We start from the raw sequence: 16,552 nt of genomic DNA, 5'->3' as shown, positions 1-16,552 counted from the left end.
CAGTCCGCCCCACCAAGTCTTCTCCAGTCAATAAAAAAGGCCCCTGCTTCGCGGGGGCCTTGTCTCAATTGAGGGTGCATACACCCTACCTAAAGTTGATCATCCGACCATATCAGCCCGATCCTGACCGGTAATGGCACGAAGGCCCTTGAGGCCCCTCTCCGTGCCGCTACGGGCATCCTTGAGGCCGCGTTTACGCAGCTCCTTCATGATCTCACGCTGGGACCTGCGCTCTCCTCCCCGCTGGTCATTCCATGACTGGAATTTCGCGAAAATGTCGGATCCAGAGATGAACTCGCTGGCATCCAAGATCATCTCGTCGTTGATGAATTCGCCGATCTCATCCTCGCGATCGAAGTATTCTTTCGAGGCCTTTTTCAGGATATCAGGCACGCCCAGACCGCTCTTCCCGTCCTCCGCGCGCCTCGCCCATTCGACCGCACCCTCGATCATCCAGCGCAGGATTTCCGGTCCCTCCTCGTCGATCATCTCGCGCTGAAGCTTGGTGTTCCTTTCGTCCTCCGTGAACGTCCGGGAAAACGGCACGAGCACCATCCGTTCCCGGATCGAGGTGCCCACGCTCCGGAAGGCGGGCTGGTCGTTGCCATGCAAGAACAGGGTGAACTGCGGCATGAAGTCGAAATAGTCCTGCCTCATGAGGCGCGCGGTCAGGATGTCCCCACCGGTCATGTCCTTGATCTGGGCTTCGTTCCACGTGGTTCCTGCCGGGACCTCGCTCCCGACGACGAACCGCGCCCCCGCAAGGCCTGCGATGTCCGTGGGGTGGCTGCTGACCTTCTTCAGGAAGGTCTCGACAGGCGACCTGCGCGCATAGTCCCCGAGAAGCTCATACACGGTGTTCATGAGCACCCCCTTGCCGTTGCGGCCCTCGCCATAGAAAAAAGCGACCTTGTGCTCCTCGACAGACCCCGTCAGGGCGTATCCGAAATACCGCTTGATGAAGCCAATTACCTCCTCATCGCCATCAAGGATGGTGTGCAAGAATTTCAGGAATTTTTCCGGTTTTGCACCGGGTCCTGCCGGGGTCACCCTGGTCATCTTCGTGATCATATCTTCGCGTTCACCGGGGCGCAAAATTCCGGTCTTCAGGTCGACGGTCCCGCCCGGCGTCCCCAACAGCATGAGATCACCGTCGAAATCCTCGACCAGGGCCGCGCTGGCGACGTTCGAACGCGAAAGCGACTCCACCGCAGCGATACCGTTTTTCTGAAGGGTATCCTTGCCGTTCCTAATTGCCGCAGTGACCAGCTTTTCGCGGGACTTGATTTCATCCTCACCCAGACCGGATACAACGGCCATATCCCTGGAAACCTGCGCCTCGGTGACCAGCCGGACGACCTCGGCGCGCAGGAACTTCCGGATCAGGGTGAATGACACCATCTTCTTGTCGACCTCCCAGTGAGATCCGTTCCACTGGCACCAGCGGCCCCATTCATCCACATATTTGGCATTCGTGTCCCATCCGGAGCGACCCAGGGCACATGCGAGGGCATCCTGCGAAAACGGGCTCAATGCGCCACTTTCTTCGTCTGCGTCTTCCTGGTCGATGATATCGTAAGGCGTCACGAGTGTCGGAACCGGCCGGACAACCGGCTTTTCGTCATCGTAGTGCTGCAGCGTAGCATCGAACGCTTCAAGTTCGTCGAGGATACTGCTATCTCGGATAATCTTTGTCATTTTTTGGCTTTCATTGTGCAAGAGGAAACGGGGATGTCTTCTTGAGACCGCATTTTTGTGCATGGTGCTCCCCGGGGGCATCTGCGGCGCGGTTTGGCTGGGCGGGTCGATCGTCAGCGAATGCTTCCTCGCACTCGAGCTGGGCGTCTCCCTGCGGATCCTGTGTTTCAGGCCATAGGCCCGCCATCCGGATCATCATGTTGAGGGTTTCGTGGTCTGCGATGGCGTTGAGCGAGAGGGCCATGAGAGCAAACGCTTGTCTGGTCTCATCGGATACATGCGCGGTATTTAGGCTTGAAATGCTGGGCAGTTTTTCGATGATCGCGAAGCGGAGTCGGTCCATCTTGAATGTCATTGACCGGGCCTCGTTGCTGCCGGGTCTGGCCCCCGCGTAACGCCAAGGTTCTCCCTGGCGCATGTATCCGGCCATCGAGGAAGTGAAGCCGATACCGATGCAGATATCTTGCAGGTGATCTATCGTGAGCCTGCTTGTCTGACGGTAGCGGAAAGCATCCCGAAGGGTGCAGGCCTCATCAACGCGGTGGGTTATGGCGTCCAGATCGTAGTAAATGCCGTCAACCGACGGATCACGGACGAAATCCGGAGCCCTGAGGAAATCTACAAAATCGCGCATCTGACACCATCCAAAATCTGCTTTGGATGATCATTTCAGACCCGAAAGAAAGCCTCTCAAACGGCTGGCGAACAAACCGGAAATAGGGGCGAAAACAACGCGAAATCACATTAGGTTATGTGTATAAACATCTGTAAATAAGCCATTTGTGCAAAAATCGGATATTTCCTATTTTAGTTCGGACTACCTACGCGGTGGCAAAAAAAATAGCCTGATAAGATGCCCTGAATTCAAAAGGGCCATCAAATGACCATCACCGAACGCCAGACACTCCTCAAAAAATACGGATTTTATGCTGGCCGGATCGACGGCATCCACGGTCCCCTGACGGCAGAAGCGACAATTGCTTTCAAGCGGTCACGAGGCCTGCTTGCCCGCGATTATGTCGGCCCCGTCACCATGGCGGCCCTGCGTGAGGGCATCAAACCCGTCCCCGCAAACATTTTCACGGGCGCTGTTGGAGCGAACATCGAGATGCCGACATGGCTGCGTCTGGCGACCTCTTACCTGGGCCTCCGCGAGATCCCCGGCCCCCGTCACAATGCGAAAATCGTATCATGGTGGGAGGCCTTGGGCCTTCATTTTCGGGACGATGAGACGCCGTGGTGCGCCGGTTTCGTCAACGCGATGATCCACCAATCCGGCCTGCCCATCGTCTCAAAAAACCGTGCTGCCGCCCTTGGGTGGCGGTGGAACGGATACGGAAAACGGCTGGATGGCCCGGCTCTTGGCGCGGTCATGTCGATGACGCGCCCAGGCAGTCCCGGGAGCGGTCACATGACCATCGTGGCGGGCCGCGACAGGCGCGGGCGCATCATGGGTTTGGGCGGCAACCAGGGCAACAGCGTCTCGATCAACCCCTACGACGCCTATCAGAGGGATGCACAGTATCACTGGCCCGAAGGCGCCCCGCAGCCTGACGCAGTCGGTCTCGCAACGCTGCCGATTATCACATCGACGGGCAGCGTCCTGACGAACGAGGCATAAAGCATGAGTGAAAAGGCATCACGCGGATTTTCCAAAAAGATGGCCGTCGCCAACTGCCTGGCGGCATGGGCCGTCATCGCGTTTGTCGTCTGGCGGACCGGGAGCGACGAGATCGTGCGTGGATGTCTGGCCCTCATCGGCTTCATTTTGTCCTGCTACATGGGCGTCGGCTTCCTCGATTATCGCGCGAAGCTGAAGGCTGGTGATGAAAATGCTTGACCTTTTTCTGAAGCCGAAGGCGATGATCTCGGCCGCCCTTCTGGCCGCCGCCGTCGGCGCGTTTTTCACGATCCAGCATCTGCGGTCTGACCTCGTCGACGTCCGTGATGACCTGCGCACCGCGACCAAAGCCGCCGAGACCTACAAGGCCGCCGCCGAGCGCGCCGTCCAGGACGCCGAGGAGCTGATCCGGTCCCGGGACGCCGCAGCCGCCGCCTACCGCACCACGCTGGAGCGCATCGCGTCCGCCCAGGGCGCCTGCCTCGACACCCGGATCCCGCTTGATCTGATCGACTGACACAGGAGGACGACATGAGGACCAGTATCAAGGCTATGATGTGCGTTATCTCGTCCCTCGTTATTTCCGCGTGCGCGCCCGCGAGCGCGCCTGAAGTGGTCGAAGTGCCGCGCATGGCGATCACATGCCCTGATCCTGATGATCGTGCGCGCCTGACCGATACATCAACATACCGGGATCTTGCGCGAAGCCGCGCCGAGGCGATCAACGGCTGGACGGTCTGTTCCGACGCCCTGAAGATTTACAACAAACCAAACGGAGAAGAAAAATGACACATGACATTCAGTTACTGCGGCAGAGCGTCCGGGATGGCATCATCTCATACATGTTCGACTCGCCCGCCGGACCATTGATGGATTCTGGTATTAAGGGGACCTTTACCACGAAGGAAGCGATTGCCGCTGCCGTTTCACATGCGAAAAAGGTATACGATTACCTTATAAATTGCGATGAAGGCCCCGTCCTCAGTCAAGATATGAATCCTTTTGGAAGTTACTGTGAGGATATGGATGATATCCTGAACGTGATGGCGAAATCCGAGCTTTCTTCGATCCTCAATGCGGACCTTGCTTATCAAGATACGATAGGGCGAAAGACTTCATTAATGGGGGTCCTCTTTCCAAGGTCCTGCAGATAGCCTCCAAATCAGTGAAGTATGGGCCGGCTCATCGCTTCAGATAGGCCGTCCATCATCTTCCCCACATCGCGCAACGACCAATTCGCCCCGGTCTTCATGTCGCGCCTCATGCGGTCCACGACCTCGTATGCAAAGTCAGGCCCGAACCGGTCATCCGCTTCACGACTCGCAAAGGCGAGTATCTGATCGCGTGACAGGTGCCCGATCCGGACGATCGTCATCCGGTCAAGAAGAGGCCTGGCGATGCCGTTCAGGCTGTTGCTCGTGCATATCCATGACACGTTCCGGAGATCCACGGGCACCTGGTAGTATGGGCACACCCAGGCGCGCGCGGTCGAGGGCTCTATCATGCCCAGCATTGCCGCATGCAGCCCCGGCAGGCTCCCCCGGGTGCTCCCGACAGTCCGGCTTCCGACGTCCAGCTCGTCGATGATCACGACGGGGTTCGCGGTGCGCGATGATAGGGCGGTTGCGACGATGCGGCCCCGGTCCGCAGACCCCCAACCCCGGGCCACGCCCTGGATCTCATGAACGCCGCCCGTCGCCCCCGCGTCTACGCATACGGAGGGAACGCCCAGACCATCCCCGACAGCCCGGGCCCAGGAGCTTTTGCCGGTCCCGGGAGGCCCAACGACCACCATAGCCCCGATACCGGCCGGAAGGCCCGACCTCGAACGACGCACCGCCTGACGCCACGCCGTTTCAGTCAAATGCGAAAGCCAAGGGAACCGGTGATGCACATCTGAAAAGATCTCATCGATCCGCCCCTCGCTATGATGCACGGCGCACATGCCGGATGCCGCCGTTGCGACCTCGTCGCGCTCATCCTTGGGGATTTTTGCCGACAGGTAGACCCCGGCGCCGGACCTGCGAGACCATCGCTTGGCCCAGGCCTTGATCCGGTCTCTCTCCGCGCTCGAGAGGCGGGATGGGTAGTGCGGATAGTCTTCCTCGGTCGGCTGATCCAGCATCGCGGATATGGTGTCTCCCTCCCCGGTGCGACCAAAAAGCCATTTTGCGGTCGCGGCGTGCAGCCATTCGGCAACGGGGTGACCGTCCGCCAACTCTGACCGGATCCGCTCGAGGCGGCGGGCGCACAACCGTTCGCCCAGCTCCACGCCGTCCATCTTCGGAACCCTGACGCCGAACATTTTATACCGTCTACGCATCCCGTATCCTTTCGAGTTCATCCGCCCATCTGTCCAGTGCATCCCGTTTTTCGGTCACATATTTGTGCCGCTGATAGATACCGACGATGCCGGACTTAGATCCGGAAACGTGATTCAGGACCGCCTCCGTCACGCTGATGGGGATCCCCATGCCCTCCATCCTCGTGGCCACGGTCCGGCGCAAATCGTGGAATGTCCATCTCGGGATATCGCGACCCATCAGGCCGTCGATCGCCATCCGTGCCGTCGAGAAGCCAGAAACCGGGGTCCCCGCGGCACTTCGAAAATAGTATCCGGGCGTCTCATTTTCCGGGATCAGGTCTTTCCGTTTTTCCAGAATGGAGATCACGGGCGCAGATAGTGGAACATCATGGGCCCGCCCGTTTTTCGTCCTGTCTGTCGGCAGGTGGAGGGTTTGGCCCATCACCTCGTCCGTCGTCATTCGTGCGATCTCATTCAATCGTTGGCCGGTCAGGAGTAAAACCATACCGAGGTCGCCCCACACCCCTTTGATCTTGCCGCAGGCCGTCATGAAGGACCGCAGCTCATCATCCGTCATGACGCGGTCACGTGCATGCTCTTTCCCGTATGCCTTCATGCGCGCCGCCGGGTTGGCGTCGATGTATTCACGATCCGCCGCCCAGCCCATCATGGCCGACAGATAGGCCCTCGTCCGGTTGGCGGTCGGTATTTTTCCGCCCTCCGCTATTTCGTCAATGAGGTGGATCACATCGCGCCGCGTGATTGTCTTGATGTCCCGATCGCCCCACGGGGCCACCACATGCCGATCCATCTCCCGACGCGTTACGGCGCCGGATTTCATATGATCCAGTTTCCGCTTTCCATATTCTCCGAAGACCATCCGGACCGTCACGAAGGCGGGGGACGGTGAGGTTTCCTCGAGCCTGACCGCCGCAACATCCATCCCGCGCGCCACTTCCGCCATGACCTCGGCCGCCCGTGCCCGCGCATCAGGTATCGAAACACGGGGATATTTACCGATCACCATTTTCCGGGGGCGGCCATCGAACCGATACCGAACCGCCCAACCCATCGCACCAGACGGCTGAACTATCAGATACAAGCCCGCAGATCCCTCCACGGGGATCTCCTGACGTGCCACTGTCGGCCGCAACCTTTCTATGAATTTTTCCGAAACCTTTGCCACAATTCCTCCGGGGTAACGCCACGGGTAACGCCTTTATCTAGTCCGGGTAACAGTCCCGATACCAGCCCGAAAAGCCACCTTCACCCAGTCGCCCATACAAGTCCTTGAGAACAAGTCCATAAAAGATATACATGGAAGAAGAGCCACACCGTTCCGACGTAGCTCAGCGGTAGAGCAGTTGACTGTTAATCAATTGGTCGTAGGTTCGATCCCTACCGTCGGAGCCACTTCTCTCACATCGTATTGAATTGGCAAAATAAATCCGGGCCCTTCGGTGAAGGCGCCCGGGATTTTGCACAAAGCCTTGCACAAACCCCGGCCCTGTCGCGCGGCACCTCCATCCCAAGGAGGCCCGAAGATGGCTGTCAGCTAAACCTATCTCGAACTCAGACCAACTTCGTACTACTGGCGCAGGCGCGTTCCCACGCGCGAAGTCAAACGCTTCAAACCAACATTTTTTTGTTTCTCGCTGCAGACATACCTCTTTCGCGAAGCCGCAGATGTCGCCCGTCGTATTACCGCGATCAGCGATATCTGCTTCAACGCAGAGACAGACATGCCGCCGGAAGTGATGACCCAGATCCTGATCAACTACGCGCGCCTCGATATTGAGGCCGCAGATCAGCTGCGCGCAAGAACCGGACCCAGGACCCGCGAAGCGGCAGAAGTCGCTTTGACTATTGAGGCTGCTGCCCGCGCGTCATTGCGCGATTCCATTTTCCTGTGTGACATGACCCCTACGCTCACCCCGATCCGCGATACCGCTGACCGACTTGGCATTGCGCTCAACGAAGCTGAAGACGATTTTGCGCTCCTGACAGGGAAAATGATCCGGTTGATAATTGAGCTAAGCGAAGAAAAAGTACGCCGAGCCAAAGCAATTTTTACAGAGAACCAACCTTACCTGTCGGCGGCACTACTGGAAAACCAGGCTTCCTACCCGACCCCGGAAGTATCACTATCTACGGCACCAGCTCCCCAACCGCCCATAGCCCCCCCAGCTAAAAGAAAACACTCCCGAAGGACCTATAGATAAAGCCTCCAACGAAGAAACGGTTTCCATCGCTGAAGCAAGCGAAGTCCAGCCGGATAATGTCTTTCATGCGGATGAAAGTCTAACTGTTACTGTGAACGCCGCGCATGATGCCTCAGCACGACCTCAGGATGGATCAGATCCCACTATTCTTGAAAATTGGGATGACTGGTTCGATGAAAAGTCTCATGGCATCCATAGATCCGGCGCCTACGTCTTTGAAGACCAAGGTAAAGCTGCGCATTCTTGAAAGAAGCGGGCAAGATCCGCTCAACCCCCCGACTTATAAATGATATATTGGGGAATGTCCGTCGTCATATAAAATGGGACATCAGAGCGGCTTGAGCATTAGAGGCTCTGGATCGTATGTGTGATTAATTATGCTGCTTGTTTTTGATGTTTCAAGCGACGTTGTTGGATTGTCTGTTTCTGGATCTTTTGCCCCTTCCCTGGGGAATGGCTTTGTCGTGTCCGAAGTAGACGTCTGCGGGTGTGACGTTGTTCAGGCTCTCGTGGTAACGCTGGTTGCTGTAGTAATCTACGAGGCCTCGATTTGGCCTTCGAGATCACCGGGTAGATAGTAGTTGTCCAGAAGAACCCTGTTCTTCATGGTCTGATGCCACCGTTCGATCTTGCCTTGGGTCTGCGGGTGGAACGGTGCCGGATATGCTTCATTTTCTGGCCTTCCAGCTAATCAGCCAAAACGCCGGAGATGTAGCAGGAGCCGTTGTCCACTGCCCGGCAGGGTCATGCAAAGCATGATCCCGAGAGGGGCTGAGCAGGCGTGGCTTGTGACGCACGGTGGCTTGGTCGCACCCCGATGCCGTCACGCCGGTTCGATTGTGTCTGTTACGTCTTCAACCCGCATGTTGGTGCAAAGCTTCCATACGATGATGTAGCGGCTGTAGTCGTCCATGATCGTGCTCAGATAATACCAGCCCCAGCCAATGATCTTGAAGTAAGTGAAGTCAGTCTGCCAAATCTTGTTGATAGCGGTGGTCTTGTCCGTGAACTCGGCGGCCGCTTTTAGAATACGATAAGCCGATGGTGCAGAGACAAAACAGCGCTTCTCATCCGTATATTTGACGGCAAGCGCCCGTGTCGACAGCGCCTCGTGTTCCAGCGCAAACTTGATCAAATCATCACGTCAGACGTCTGGGATACGGTTCCAAATAGACTTTGGGCGCGGCGAGTTTTCAACCAGCGCATCAAGCCCACCTTCGACATAGAGGTCATACCATCGGTAAAAAGTGCTGCGTGGAATGCCCAGCATGTCGAAGGTCTGCTTGACTCGCAAAGGCAATCCCTCAACGATGCCGATGATCTCAAGTTTCTCAGGTGCAGAATATTTCATTCCTCGTATCCCCCAGCCCCTGTCATGTTTTTTTGAGCAGACGGTTTTCTAGAGTCAGGTCGGCTACGCATTCTTTCTGGGGCAAAGCCTCAGAACGCAAATCCTTCACCTCAGGCGACGTGGCCTGAGGTACAGTGTCTCAAGACAGGCGGCGCTTGCCTGCCTCCAGAAACTCTTTCGACCAGCTGTAATACAAGCTTTCAGCGATCCCTTGTCAGCGGCGTCTTTCGATGTCTGCGGTTTCTTCGTCATCTCGATCTCCTAATCGTTAAGATGAACCAGAAATCCTCCCCTATTCAAATCCTCAGATCCGTCCCACGGGTGCTGACGTCAGACAATGGGCTTAAGCTCGGGGACGGCGTAATAGTTCGGCACGATCACGGGCAGGATGTAACCCTGCCATGTGTCCGCGCCCAAAATAGCGACACAGCCATACCAGACGCCAAAGACGACGATGGCCATCAGGCCCAACCAGAAGCGCGGGGTTGCCTGCCCAGATATGGCAATCACCAAAGCGACGAGTAATGAGATGAAGTCGAGCGTCAGCGTGACGCCGGCACGGTTGCCGATGATCTCGGTCACCGCTACGGTAAAATAGATGCTCTGCCCCAGATTTCCAGTCAAAGCGATGGCAATCGCAGGGTCGCCCGACACGAACGTCAGTCCAAAGCTCAGCGCAGAGACAGTCAAACAGACCAAGAGGGCAACAAACAGACGTTTAGAGCTGAAAGAGAGCTTTGGTCTTTCCGATATTGGGGCCGGACAGCAGGGATAGGACCGTCCGGCCCGTTACGTTTGCAGGGTCAGCTTATTTCCAGCTGGTTGCCCACCAACGGGCGAACTCATCCGGGTGCGGGGTGAAGTTCAGGTCGTCGGACAAGCCATAGTTGATGTTGAAGTTGTACATCGGCATCCAATAGGCATCCTCGGCAATCTTCTTGACAACCATGGAGTAGTTTTCTGCACGCAAGTCGCGATCTCATGCCGTGTCTGCCTCGGTCAGCCAAGTTGCCAGTTCGGCGTCCTGCACAAGGTCATCCTCGCCGCCGCCAAAGAAGTTCGACAAGATGAATGGGCCGCCTCCCCAGCGCGCTATTTCAACTGGGTTACAGTCAGCTTGCCTTTGACCGGTTCGGCAACAAACTCGATCTCCTGCCCTTCGGACAGTTTGGAAATCATCGCCTCGTCCGCGCGAAACACCATCTTCATAGCAGGCATATCAAGGTTCAGGAGAGGGCCATGATCAATCGTGACCTTCCCGCCTTTTGCATCAACTTTTGTAACCTTGCCTTTGGTGTATTCAACATCAGCCTGCGCCACCTGCACTTCTGCTACTGCCATTTTCATATCCGCCTTCATTGCGTGTTCGCCAACAGCAACCGCGCGATACATACCGGATTCGTAGTGCCCCGGCATGAGGCACGCAGCCTCGAATGCGCCATCATTTGAGAAGGTCCAGATCACTTCGCCCGAAGCACCGGCATCAAGAGTGATGCGGTTTGGATCGTCATGTTCCATCATCATCTTGGCCATCTCGATCTTGTGGTCAGCGTTGCGCTCAACCGTATCAAGGACGAACTCATGCTCTTGTTCACCCTTGTTCTCGATCACAAAGCGAATGGTTTCGCCCTTTTCGAAGGTCATTTCGTCACCCTCAAGGAGCATCTTGCCATCGTCGGTCTCGACCATAGTTATATTGATTGTCCGGTCCACCTTGGAAGCGTCACCGGGCATTCCGATCATCATCATGTCTGCATGGTTGTCACTGTGGCCGTCAGCACCGTGGGCTTCGGCCTTTGCCGCACCATGGCCGCCGTCATGAGTGCCGGAAGCATAGGCAGGCATGGCAATGGTAAGAGCGATCGCAGTCGTCAAAAGAAGGTTTTTCATCTGTTTTTCCTGTATTTTTGTTGAGGTTTAGGACAAAGGGCCGGTTCAGCCCTTTTGCGTCTGCTTAGGGGTCAGAATGGTCTTGGGGCTGGTGTTGGAGGTGAACTCGGGCAGCTCACCGGTCCACTCATAAGCCTGCTCGCCGGGCGGGTTTTCATGCCAGCCGGGATCCTCGTAATCGTCCGCGCCGATCCCTTCGCGGACTTTCACAACAGAGAACATACCGCCCATCTCGATCGGTCCGTGCGGTCCCCAGCCGTTCATCATCGGGATCGTGTTATCAGGCAGTTCCATGGTCATCTTGCCCATGTCGCCCATACCGGCCGTGCCCATGGGCATATAGTCGGGCTGGAAGGTCCGGATCTTCTGGGTGAGCTGTTTTTTATCGACGCCGATAAAGGTCGGCACGTCGTGACCCATCGCATTCATGGTGTGGTGGGATTTATGGCAGTGGATGGCCCAGTCACCCAAGTGATCTGCGGTGAACTCATAGGCCCGCATCGCGCCCACGGGGATGTCGATGCTGACCTCGGGCCATTGCGCGGATTCCGGCACCCAACCGCCGTCGGTGCAGGTGACTTTGAAATCATATCCGTGCATGTGGATCGGATGGTTTGTCATCGTGAGGTTGCCCACACGAACGCGGACCTTGTCGCCGCGGTTCACGACCAGCGGGTCGATGTCGGGGAAAATCCGGCTATTCCATGTCCACAGGTTGAAGTCAGACATTGTCATGATGCGCGGGACATAAGTGCCCGGATCAATGTCGAAAGCATTAAGCATGATCAGGAAATCGCGATCGACTGGCATGAAGGTCGGGTCCTTGGGGTGGACCACAAACATGCCCATCATCCCCATGGCCATCTGCACCATCTCGTCCGCATGAGGGTGATACATGAACGTGCCGGATTTGATCAGGTCAAACTCATAGACAAAAGTTTTGCCCGGTTTGATCCCCGGATGGCTGAGGCCCACCACACCGTCCATGCCTGAGGGCAGGATCAGACCATGCCAATGGACGGAGGTGTTTTCCGGCAGCTTGTTGGTGACATAGATGCGGACGCGATCACCTTCAACGGCCTCGATCGTGGGGCCAGTTGACTGGCCGTTGTAGCCCCAGAGATGGGCGATCATACCATCGGCCAGCTCGCGCTCCACCGGCTCGGCGACAAGGTGGAATTCCTTGACCCCGTTGTTCATCCGGTGCGGCAAGGTCCAGCCATTCAGAGTCACTACGGGATTATAGTCCACGCCCGATGAGGGGCGCGGCGTGATCGCGGTTGCGGCACTGTCCATCATGGCCGCCTCCGGCAGGCCCATGTTCAAGGTCTGGCCCCAGGCCTGCGAGGAAACAAGCGTTGCACCAGCAGCACCTGCTCCGAGTAATTGACGTCTGTTCAACATATCAGTTTCCTTTTCAGTGAGGTTCGCCGCCACCAGCGGCAACTGTTGCGCCTGTCCCACCAGCACCGCCGCCGCCAGCACCACCGCCATAAATGGCAGCTGTCAGATCGGCCTGAGCCATGTAGAAATCGCTTTTCGCATTTGCTGCCTCAAGAGAAGCGCTCAGCTTCTCGCGCACATCTGTCAGCAGTTCGAATGTGTTGGTGATCATGCCGTTGTAAGACAGCAGCCCTTCTTCTTCGACAGTCTCGCGCAGGGGCACGAGAACATCCCTGTAATGGCGCGCGATCTTATAGGTCGCGTGATAGGATGCCTCTGCACCGCGTGCCTCGGAGCGCACATTCACAGCCGTTTCGGCCAGCACGTTTGCTGCTTGCAGATATGACAGCTCTGCCTTGCGCATCCGTGCTTTGCCCGTGTCGTAAATCGGAATTGCGAACTCCAGTTCGACTTGCGGAGTGAGGACTTTCTCGGTGTCCCCGTCCTCGCCTGCTTCGCGCTCGAACTCGGCCCCCGCGACGATCTCAAGATCGCTAACGATGCGGGTCTGGTCCGTTAGACCGAAGGCGGCTGCCTGTGCCTCAAGCCCCAGTTTTGCAACGCGCAGATCTACACGGTTGCGCAATGCTTTGGCCTCGATATTGTCAATCCTGCCGACGGACTTCGGCAAAGCAGGTAGCGCATCGGGGACGTAATAGTCCACATCCGTGCCCCAAAGCCCCATGAGGCGTGTCAGATCTTCCTTGGATTTTTCTGCATTCAGCCGCGCCTTTGCCAATTGCCCCGCCAATTCTGCGTTGAACGCCTGTTCGCGGGCCTGACCGGCTTTGTTCAGGGCACCCGTTTCCCCCAGCTTGCGTGCCAGTTCGGACCCCGCGTCTGATGTGACCTTTGCACGCTTGAGGTAGCCCACAGCTTCAAATGCGGCCACCGCTGCGATCCAAGCCTGACGGGTCTGATTTGCAAGCGAAAGTGTATCATTCACGGCTGCCAATTGCGCCTGACGAAAGCTCGCGTCCGCAATCGCGCGGCGCTGCTTGCGTGTCGTCGCATCCAGAATGTTAGCGCGGATCAGCCCTTCTATGGCGCGGTACGCACCCAGCTCTGGCGCACCGATCCCCAAAACGCCGATGGAAACGACCGGATTGACCGGTGTGGATTGCTGCCACGCATCAGCGGCGGACAGTCCGACATTCGCATAAGACGCCTGCAAGCCCTTGTTGTTCAGTAAAGCCACCTGCACCGCAGTATCCGCCGAAATCGTCTTGCGATGCACCATGCCATGCACCTGGCTCTTGAGCGCTTCGTTTTCAGCCTGGGTCTCGGCAAAGACGGTTCGCTTTCCGATGGCAGGGGTAATCTGGCTCGCCACATTGGCAAAGCCTGCTTTTGGCTCTGTATAGGCGCCCGGGACTGCGACAGCGCAAGCACCAAGCAGCAGCGGGAAACCCGCAATCAGCGGGAGTTTCGAGATACGCATCAGTTACCCTCCGATTGTTCTTCATTGACGGTCCGCCAGTCGCGTGGGCCCGTCGGGCCGCGATAGGTATACCCCGCAAGCGGGTCCTGATATCTGACGGGTGATACGACTGCTGTGTTCGTAACTGCCTGTTGGGCGGTCACAACTGGCAACGGCGTCCGAGTATACGGCACGGGCCCGAGATCTTGGGCACACGCGCCAAGTGCGAGGACCGAAGCCCCCATAACTATTTGAATTCTCATAAGATAAGCCTGAATGATGGACTTCAGAACCGCGTACACAGGCACGCGAAACGAAAAGCTCCGCTAGGAGCCCCGGATCAAATCAGGAATTGGGGAGGGCGCAAGAAGCCGGACTGCTCGACAGAGTTCATTTGTGGGTTGAGTGGCAGGTAGCGGCCGCTTGTGGACTGCCTCGCAAAAACAGTGGCTGCCTCCCCAAGGACAACAGAGCTGCAAATACCACTGCAACATTTACCGCCTACATGATCCTTGCCATCCGAACTCGCTAAAGCGCCGCATTCTGGTTGGGTCACAGCCGCCGCACCATGATCCATACCGCTGTGATCGGCTCTGTCAGATACCGTATGATGGCTGTCGTGCATGTTCGAAGACGCGTGCGAAGCGCTTGGTGGGAGAAGGACCAATGCAAAAGCGAACGCCGCACAAGCGAACGTTTTCAGCAGTGCAATTGTGGAACCTCTCAATGTCATGTCCCCCGTGTGGGCAAGTTGTTCGAAGCTGTCAATCCGTCCAGCGCTGGAAGGTTTTCAACTTTCATAGAAGGGTGGCGCCCATTTGCCGACGCCAACGCTATCCATTTGTACCTACAGCATTCTGACCAGCATCCAGAAGCCCATGCCAAGCATCATCAGGTTCTCTGTCAAGGAAATGAACCCCAGCGGCACGTTGCTATCACCGCCTACGCAGGCGCATTTCAGTTCCCGTTTGTCGATGTAGACGGCCTTGATCACCGATACAGCCCCGATGCCGCCGATGGTGATTGCCACCGGTGCAGCGATCCACAGCAGCGCGCCTGCGGTCATAGCGATCCCGGCAAAGGCCTCGCCGAACGGATAGACCTTGCCGTAGGGCACCCAGCGTTTTGCGAGCAGGTCGTAGTTCAGGAACATCGTGGAAAAGCCCTCGATGTCCTGAAGCTTTTGCACTGCCAGAATACACATCGAAATGGAGATGAACCAGATGAAGGCCTGCACCGTGAAGACGCTCGCAAAGCTATACCAAGACAGCCCGAGCGCCATCAGGAACGCGACCGCAAAGATCGCGATCACCGGTTGGTAGGAGGTATCGGACTGCTCGCCCTTAGGCTTGTCGAGGCCGAAGTGGATGCGCAGATCGTCGTATCCCCCGACCCTATCGCCGTCGATGAACGTTTGCGGCGTCGTCTCAACGCCATGCTTATCCATGAACGCCTCGGTTTGCTCGCGGGTGCTCAGATGGTGGTCTTCGACTTCATATCCCTGCCGCTCCAACAAGTCCTTTGACTTTAGGCCGTATGGGCAAGTGTGGTCTGGCATGACCATACGGTAAAGCTCTGCGGTTTTCGTGTTTTGATCTTGGGCCATATCGAGCTCCTTCATTTGCCGTCGATTTCGGGTGTTGCGGTCGGCCCGCCTTCCAGATCGATGATCAGCGCCTTCATCTCTGCAATTTCCAGTAGCTGTGCCTCGACGATGTCATCGGCCAGCGCACGCACGCGCGGGTCAGAGATATTTGCCCGCTCGGATGTAAGGATCGCAATAGAATGATGCGGGATCATGGCGCGCATCCATGAGGTGTCATCGACAGTGGTTTGACTGCGCACCCCAAATAGGGAAAGCGCGAATACCACCGCACTGCCTGCGAAGATCGCGATATTGGCGTTGCGGTTGGTATACATGCCCAGCATGAAGGCCAGCATGATCCCCGCCATAACAGCCCCCATATAAAGTGCCATGTAGCTGCGGGTTTCACTGAAAAAGACGTGATCCAGCGCGTAGGTGTTTAGATACATCAGGCCGAACATCACTACTGTCGACGTGATGATCATCGCGAAAAAGCGCCAATAGGACATGAAAATAACCTCCAGATAAATTGCGTGTCTGTGGTTAAAACCCCGTTCCAGCGCAGGAGGGTTCCATAATTAAGTAGGAATTTCTCGAGTTTGTTCAGGATCGGGCACTCAGGCCGCCCGTCACCGGTGCATTCCCGCACCAGATGGGCCAGCCGCGAATGGCGGCGAAGTCTGCAATCTTGCTCTCGATCCGGGGCAGATGCTCTTTGGCAATCGCGCGCACATCGGTACTGGCACGGTCCCGATCATCCCACAGCGCCAGCAGATTGCGGCAATCCCCAATGTTGAAACCCAAAACGCGCGAGCGGCCCAGAAACGCAAGCTTTTGCATGTCACTGTCGCAGAAACTCCGATAGCCATTGGGATCGCGCAGCGGCCTGATCAGGCCGATCTCCTCTTATTAGCGGATCGTTTTGGGCGGCAATCCCGCCTTTTTGGACACTTCACCGATGTTCGTAAGTAGTCTCCGATTCCGCTGCTGCTGGCACGAATTTCCGGTGCTCGGCAA

Annotated in this window: 18 protein-coding genes, 1 tRNA gene and 2 pseudogenes; 7 read left to right on the top strand and 14 right to left on the bottom strand. The window is 56.9% G+C overall.

Annotation, left to right across the window (positions count from 1 at the left end; translation table 11 throughout):
* Positions 1-99 precede the first annotated feature (99 nt).
* Positions 100-1,698 (bottom strand): phage/plasmid primase, P4 family, encoded by a 1,599-nt coding sequence (locus tag C8N30_RS12980; protein WP_025062359.1) that lies wholly within the window; start codon positions 1,696-1,698, stop codon positions 100-102.
* A 10-nt stretch (positions 1,699-1,708) separates the two neighbouring features.
* Entirely contained in the window at positions 1,709-2,332 is a 624-nt protein-coding gene (locus tag C8N30_RS12975) for a hypothetical protein (RefSeq protein ID WP_025062360.1), read from the bottom strand.
* A gap of 246 nt (positions 2,333-2,578) precedes the next feature.
* Between C8N30_RS12975 and C8N30_RS12970 the strand changes: the two genes are divergently transcribed.
* Genes C8N30_RS12970 through C8N30_RS12950 form a run of 5 tightly spaced genes read left to right on the top strand, consistent with a single transcriptional unit; the run spans position 2,579 to position 4,473 of the window.
* Complete coding sequence (locus C8N30_RS12970; RefSeq protein WP_051567156.1) at positions 2,579-3,319, top strand: NlpC/P60 family protein; 741 nt, start codon at positions 2,579-2,581, stop codon at positions 3,317-3,319.
* A gap of 3 nt (positions 3,320-3,322) precedes the next feature.
* Positions 3,323-3,538: a hypothetical protein gene (locus C8N30_RS12965; RefSeq protein WP_025062362.1), complete on the top strand. Its 216-nt coding sequence runs from the start codon at positions 3,323-3,325 to the stop codon at positions 3,536-3,538.
* Complete coding sequence (locus C8N30_RS12960) at positions 3,525-3,836, top strand: hypothetical protein (protein ID WP_025062363.1); 312 nt, start codon at positions 3,525-3,527, stop codon at positions 3,834-3,836. The genes C8N30_RS12965 and C8N30_RS12960 overlap by 14 nt, the downstream gene beginning before the upstream one ends.
* A gap of 14 nt (positions 3,837-3,850) precedes the next feature.
* Positions 3,851-4,108, top strand: a complete 258-nt coding sequence (locus tag C8N30_RS12955; RefSeq protein ID WP_025062364.1) for a hypothetical protein — start codon at positions 3,851-3,853, stop codon at positions 4,106-4,108.
* A complete protein-coding gene (locus tag C8N30_RS12950) occupies positions 4,105-4,473 on the top strand; it encodes a hypothetical protein (protein ID WP_025062365.1) in 369 nt (122 codons plus the stop codon). Before C8N30_RS12955 ends, C8N30_RS12950 begins: the two co-directional genes overlap by 4 nt.
* Positions 4,474-4,481: 8 nt before the next feature.
* Here the strand turns inward: C8N30_RS12950 and C8N30_RS12945 are convergent, their stop codons facing one another.
* Both C8N30_RS12945 and C8N30_RS12940 read right to left on the bottom strand, forming a co-directional pair.
* The gene (locus tag C8N30_RS12945) at positions 4,482-5,642 is read right to left on the bottom strand and encodes an AAA family ATPase (protein WP_051567161.1); all 1,161 of its coding nucleotides are present in this window, start codon (positions 5,640-5,642) and stop codon (positions 4,482-4,484) included.
* The gene (locus C8N30_RS12940; protein ID WP_147419705.1) at positions 5,635-6,744 is read right to left on the bottom strand and encodes a tyrosine-type recombinase/integrase; all 1,110 of its coding nucleotides are present in this window, start codon (positions 6,742-6,744) and stop codon (positions 5,635-5,637) included. Before C8N30_RS12940 ends, C8N30_RS12945 begins: the two co-directional genes overlap by 8 nt.
* Positions 6,745-6,962: 218 nt before the next feature.
* Here C8N30_RS12940 and C8N30_RS12935 point away from each other — a divergent pair.
* Both C8N30_RS12935 and C8N30_RS12930 read left to right on the top strand, forming a co-directional pair.
* Positions 6,963-7,037 (top strand) — tRNA-Asn (locus C8N30_RS12935).
* 329 nt (positions 7,038-7,366) lie between these two features.
* A complete protein-coding gene (locus C8N30_RS12930; protein WP_025062369.1) occupies positions 7,367-7,846 on the top strand; it encodes a hypothetical protein in 480 nt (159 codons plus the stop codon).
* A gap of 375 nt (positions 7,847-8,221) precedes the next feature.
* Here C8N30_RS12930 and C8N30_RS19695 read toward each other — a convergent pair.
* The 10 genes and pseudogenes from C8N30_RS19695 to C8N30_RS12870 form a co-directional block, all read right to left on the bottom strand.
* Positions 8,222-9,411: pseudogene (locus C8N30_RS19695) on the bottom strand (DDE-type integrase/transposase/recombinase); the annotation flags it as partial.
* Positions 9,412-9,527: 116 nt separating this feature from the next.
* Positions 9,528-9,851, bottom strand: a complete 324-nt coding sequence (locus tag C8N30_RS12910; protein WP_025062371.1) for an ABC transporter permease family protein — start codon at positions 9,849-9,851, stop codon at positions 9,528-9,530.
* Positions 9,852-10,005: 154 nt separating this feature from the next.
* Positions 10,006-10,146, bottom strand: coding sequence for a hypothetical protein (locus C8N30_RS19690; protein WP_232222816.1), 141 nt, complete (start codon positions 10,144-10,146; stop codon positions 10,006-10,008).
* A 143-nt stretch (positions 10,147-10,289) separates the two neighbouring features.
* Positions 10,290-11,087 (bottom strand): copper-binding protein, encoded by a 798-nt coding sequence (locus C8N30_RS12900; RefSeq protein ID WP_025062372.1) that lies wholly within the window; start codon positions 11,085-11,087, stop codon positions 10,290-10,292.
* A 45-nt stretch (positions 11,088-11,132) separates the two neighbouring features.
* The gene (locus C8N30_RS12895; protein ID WP_120222898.1) at positions 11,133-12,491 is read right to left on the bottom strand and encodes a multicopper oxidase family protein; all 1,359 of its coding nucleotides are present in this window, start codon (positions 12,489-12,491) and stop codon (positions 11,133-11,135) included.
* Between the two features lie 13 nt (positions 12,492-12,504).
* Complete coding sequence (locus tag C8N30_RS12890) at positions 12,505-13,971, bottom strand: TolC family protein (protein ID WP_025062374.1); 1,467 nt, start codon at positions 13,969-13,971, stop codon at positions 12,505-12,507.
* Positions 13,971-14,213, bottom strand: a complete 243-nt coding sequence (locus C8N30_RS12885) for a hypothetical protein (protein ID WP_084273588.1) — start codon at positions 14,211-14,213, stop codon at positions 13,971-13,973. The genes C8N30_RS12890 and C8N30_RS12885 overlap by 1 nt, the downstream gene beginning before the upstream one ends.
* A gap of 584 nt (positions 14,214-14,797) precedes the next feature.
* Positions 14,798-15,556 (bottom strand): glutaredoxin family protein, encoded by a 759-nt coding sequence (locus tag C8N30_RS12880; protein WP_025062375.1) that lies wholly within the window; start codon positions 15,554-15,556, stop codon positions 14,798-14,800.
* 11 nt (positions 15,557-15,567) lie between these two features.
* Positions 15,568-16,044 carry a DUF305 domain-containing protein gene (locus C8N30_RS12875; RefSeq protein ID WP_025062376.1) on the bottom strand — a complete coding sequence of 159 codons (477 nt, stop codon included), beginning with the start codon at positions 16,042-16,044 and terminating at the stop codon, positions 15,568-15,570.
* Positions 16,045-16,130: 86 nt separating this feature from the next.
* Positions 16,131-16,552 (bottom strand): annotated as a pseudogene (locus C8N30_RS12870) (MerR family DNA-binding protein); the annotation flags it as partial.

It is taken from the genome of Sulfitobacter guttiformis (genome assembly GCF_003610455.1).
Taxonomy (GTDB): Bacteria; Pseudomonadota; Alphaproteobacteria; order Rhodobacterales; family Rhodobacteraceae; genus Sulfitobacter; species Sulfitobacter guttiformis.
This window is presented reverse-complemented; position numbering and strand designations above follow the sequence as displayed.

Coding starts and splice junctions, on each gene's coding strand:
- C8N30_RS19690 (WP_232222816.1), bottom strand. CDS start 10,146: ATGGTTGTCAAGAAGATTGCCGAGGATGCCTATTGGATGCCGATGTAC.
- C8N30_RS12895 (WP_120222898.1), bottom strand. CDS start 12,491: ATGTTGAACAGACGTCAATTACTCGGAGCAGGTGCTGCTGGTGCAACG.
- C8N30_RS12875 (WP_025062376.1), bottom strand. CDS start 16,044: ATGTCCTATTGGCGCTTTTTCGCGATGATCATCACGTCGACAGTAGTG.
- C8N30_RS12965 (WP_025062362.1), top strand. CDS start 3,323: ATGAGTGAAAAGGCATCACGCGGATTTTCCAAAAAGATGGCCGTCGCC.
- C8N30_RS12970 (WP_051567156.1), top strand. CDS start 2,579: ATGACCATCACCGAACGCCAGACACTCCTCAAAAAATACGGATTTTAT.
- C8N30_RS12885 (WP_084273588.1), bottom strand. CDS start 14,213: ATGAGAATTCAAATAGTTATGGGGGCTTCGGTCCTCGCACTTGGCGCG.
- C8N30_RS12880 (WP_025062375.1), bottom strand. CDS start 15,556: ATGGCCCAAGATCAAAACACGAAAACCGCAGAGCTTTACCGTATGGTC.
- C8N30_RS12930 (WP_025062369.1), top strand. CDS start 7,367: ATGCCGCCGGAAGTGATGACCCAGATCCTGATCAACTACGCGCGCCTC.
- C8N30_RS12960 (WP_025062363.1), top strand. CDS start 3,525: ATGAAAATGCTTGACCTTTTTCTGAAGCCGAAGGCGATGATCTCGGCC.
- C8N30_RS12945 (WP_051567161.1), bottom strand. CDS start 5,642: ATGCGTAGACGGTATAAAATGTTCGGCGTCAGGGTTCCGAAGATGGAC.
- C8N30_RS12890 (WP_025062374.1), bottom strand. CDS start 13,971: ATGCGTATCTCGAAACTCCCGCTGATTGCGGGTTTCCCGCTGCTGCTT.
- C8N30_RS12950 (WP_025062365.1), top strand. CDS start 4,105: ATGACACATGACATTCAGTTACTGCGGCAGAGCGTCCGGGATGGCATC.
- C8N30_RS12975 (WP_025062360.1), bottom strand. CDS start 2,332: ATGCGCGATTTTGTAGATTTCCTCAGGGCTCCGGATTTCGTCCGTGAT.
- C8N30_RS12900 (WP_025062372.1), bottom strand. CDS start 11,087: ATGAAAAACCTTCTTTTGACGACTGCGATCGCTCTTACCATTGCCATG.
- C8N30_RS12955 (WP_025062364.1), top strand. CDS start 3,851: ATGAGGACCAGTATCAAGGCTATGATGTGCGTTATCTCGTCCCTCGTT.
- C8N30_RS12980 (WP_025062359.1), bottom strand. CDS start 1,698: ATGACAAAGATTATCCGAGATAGCAGTATCCTCGACGAACTTGAAGCG.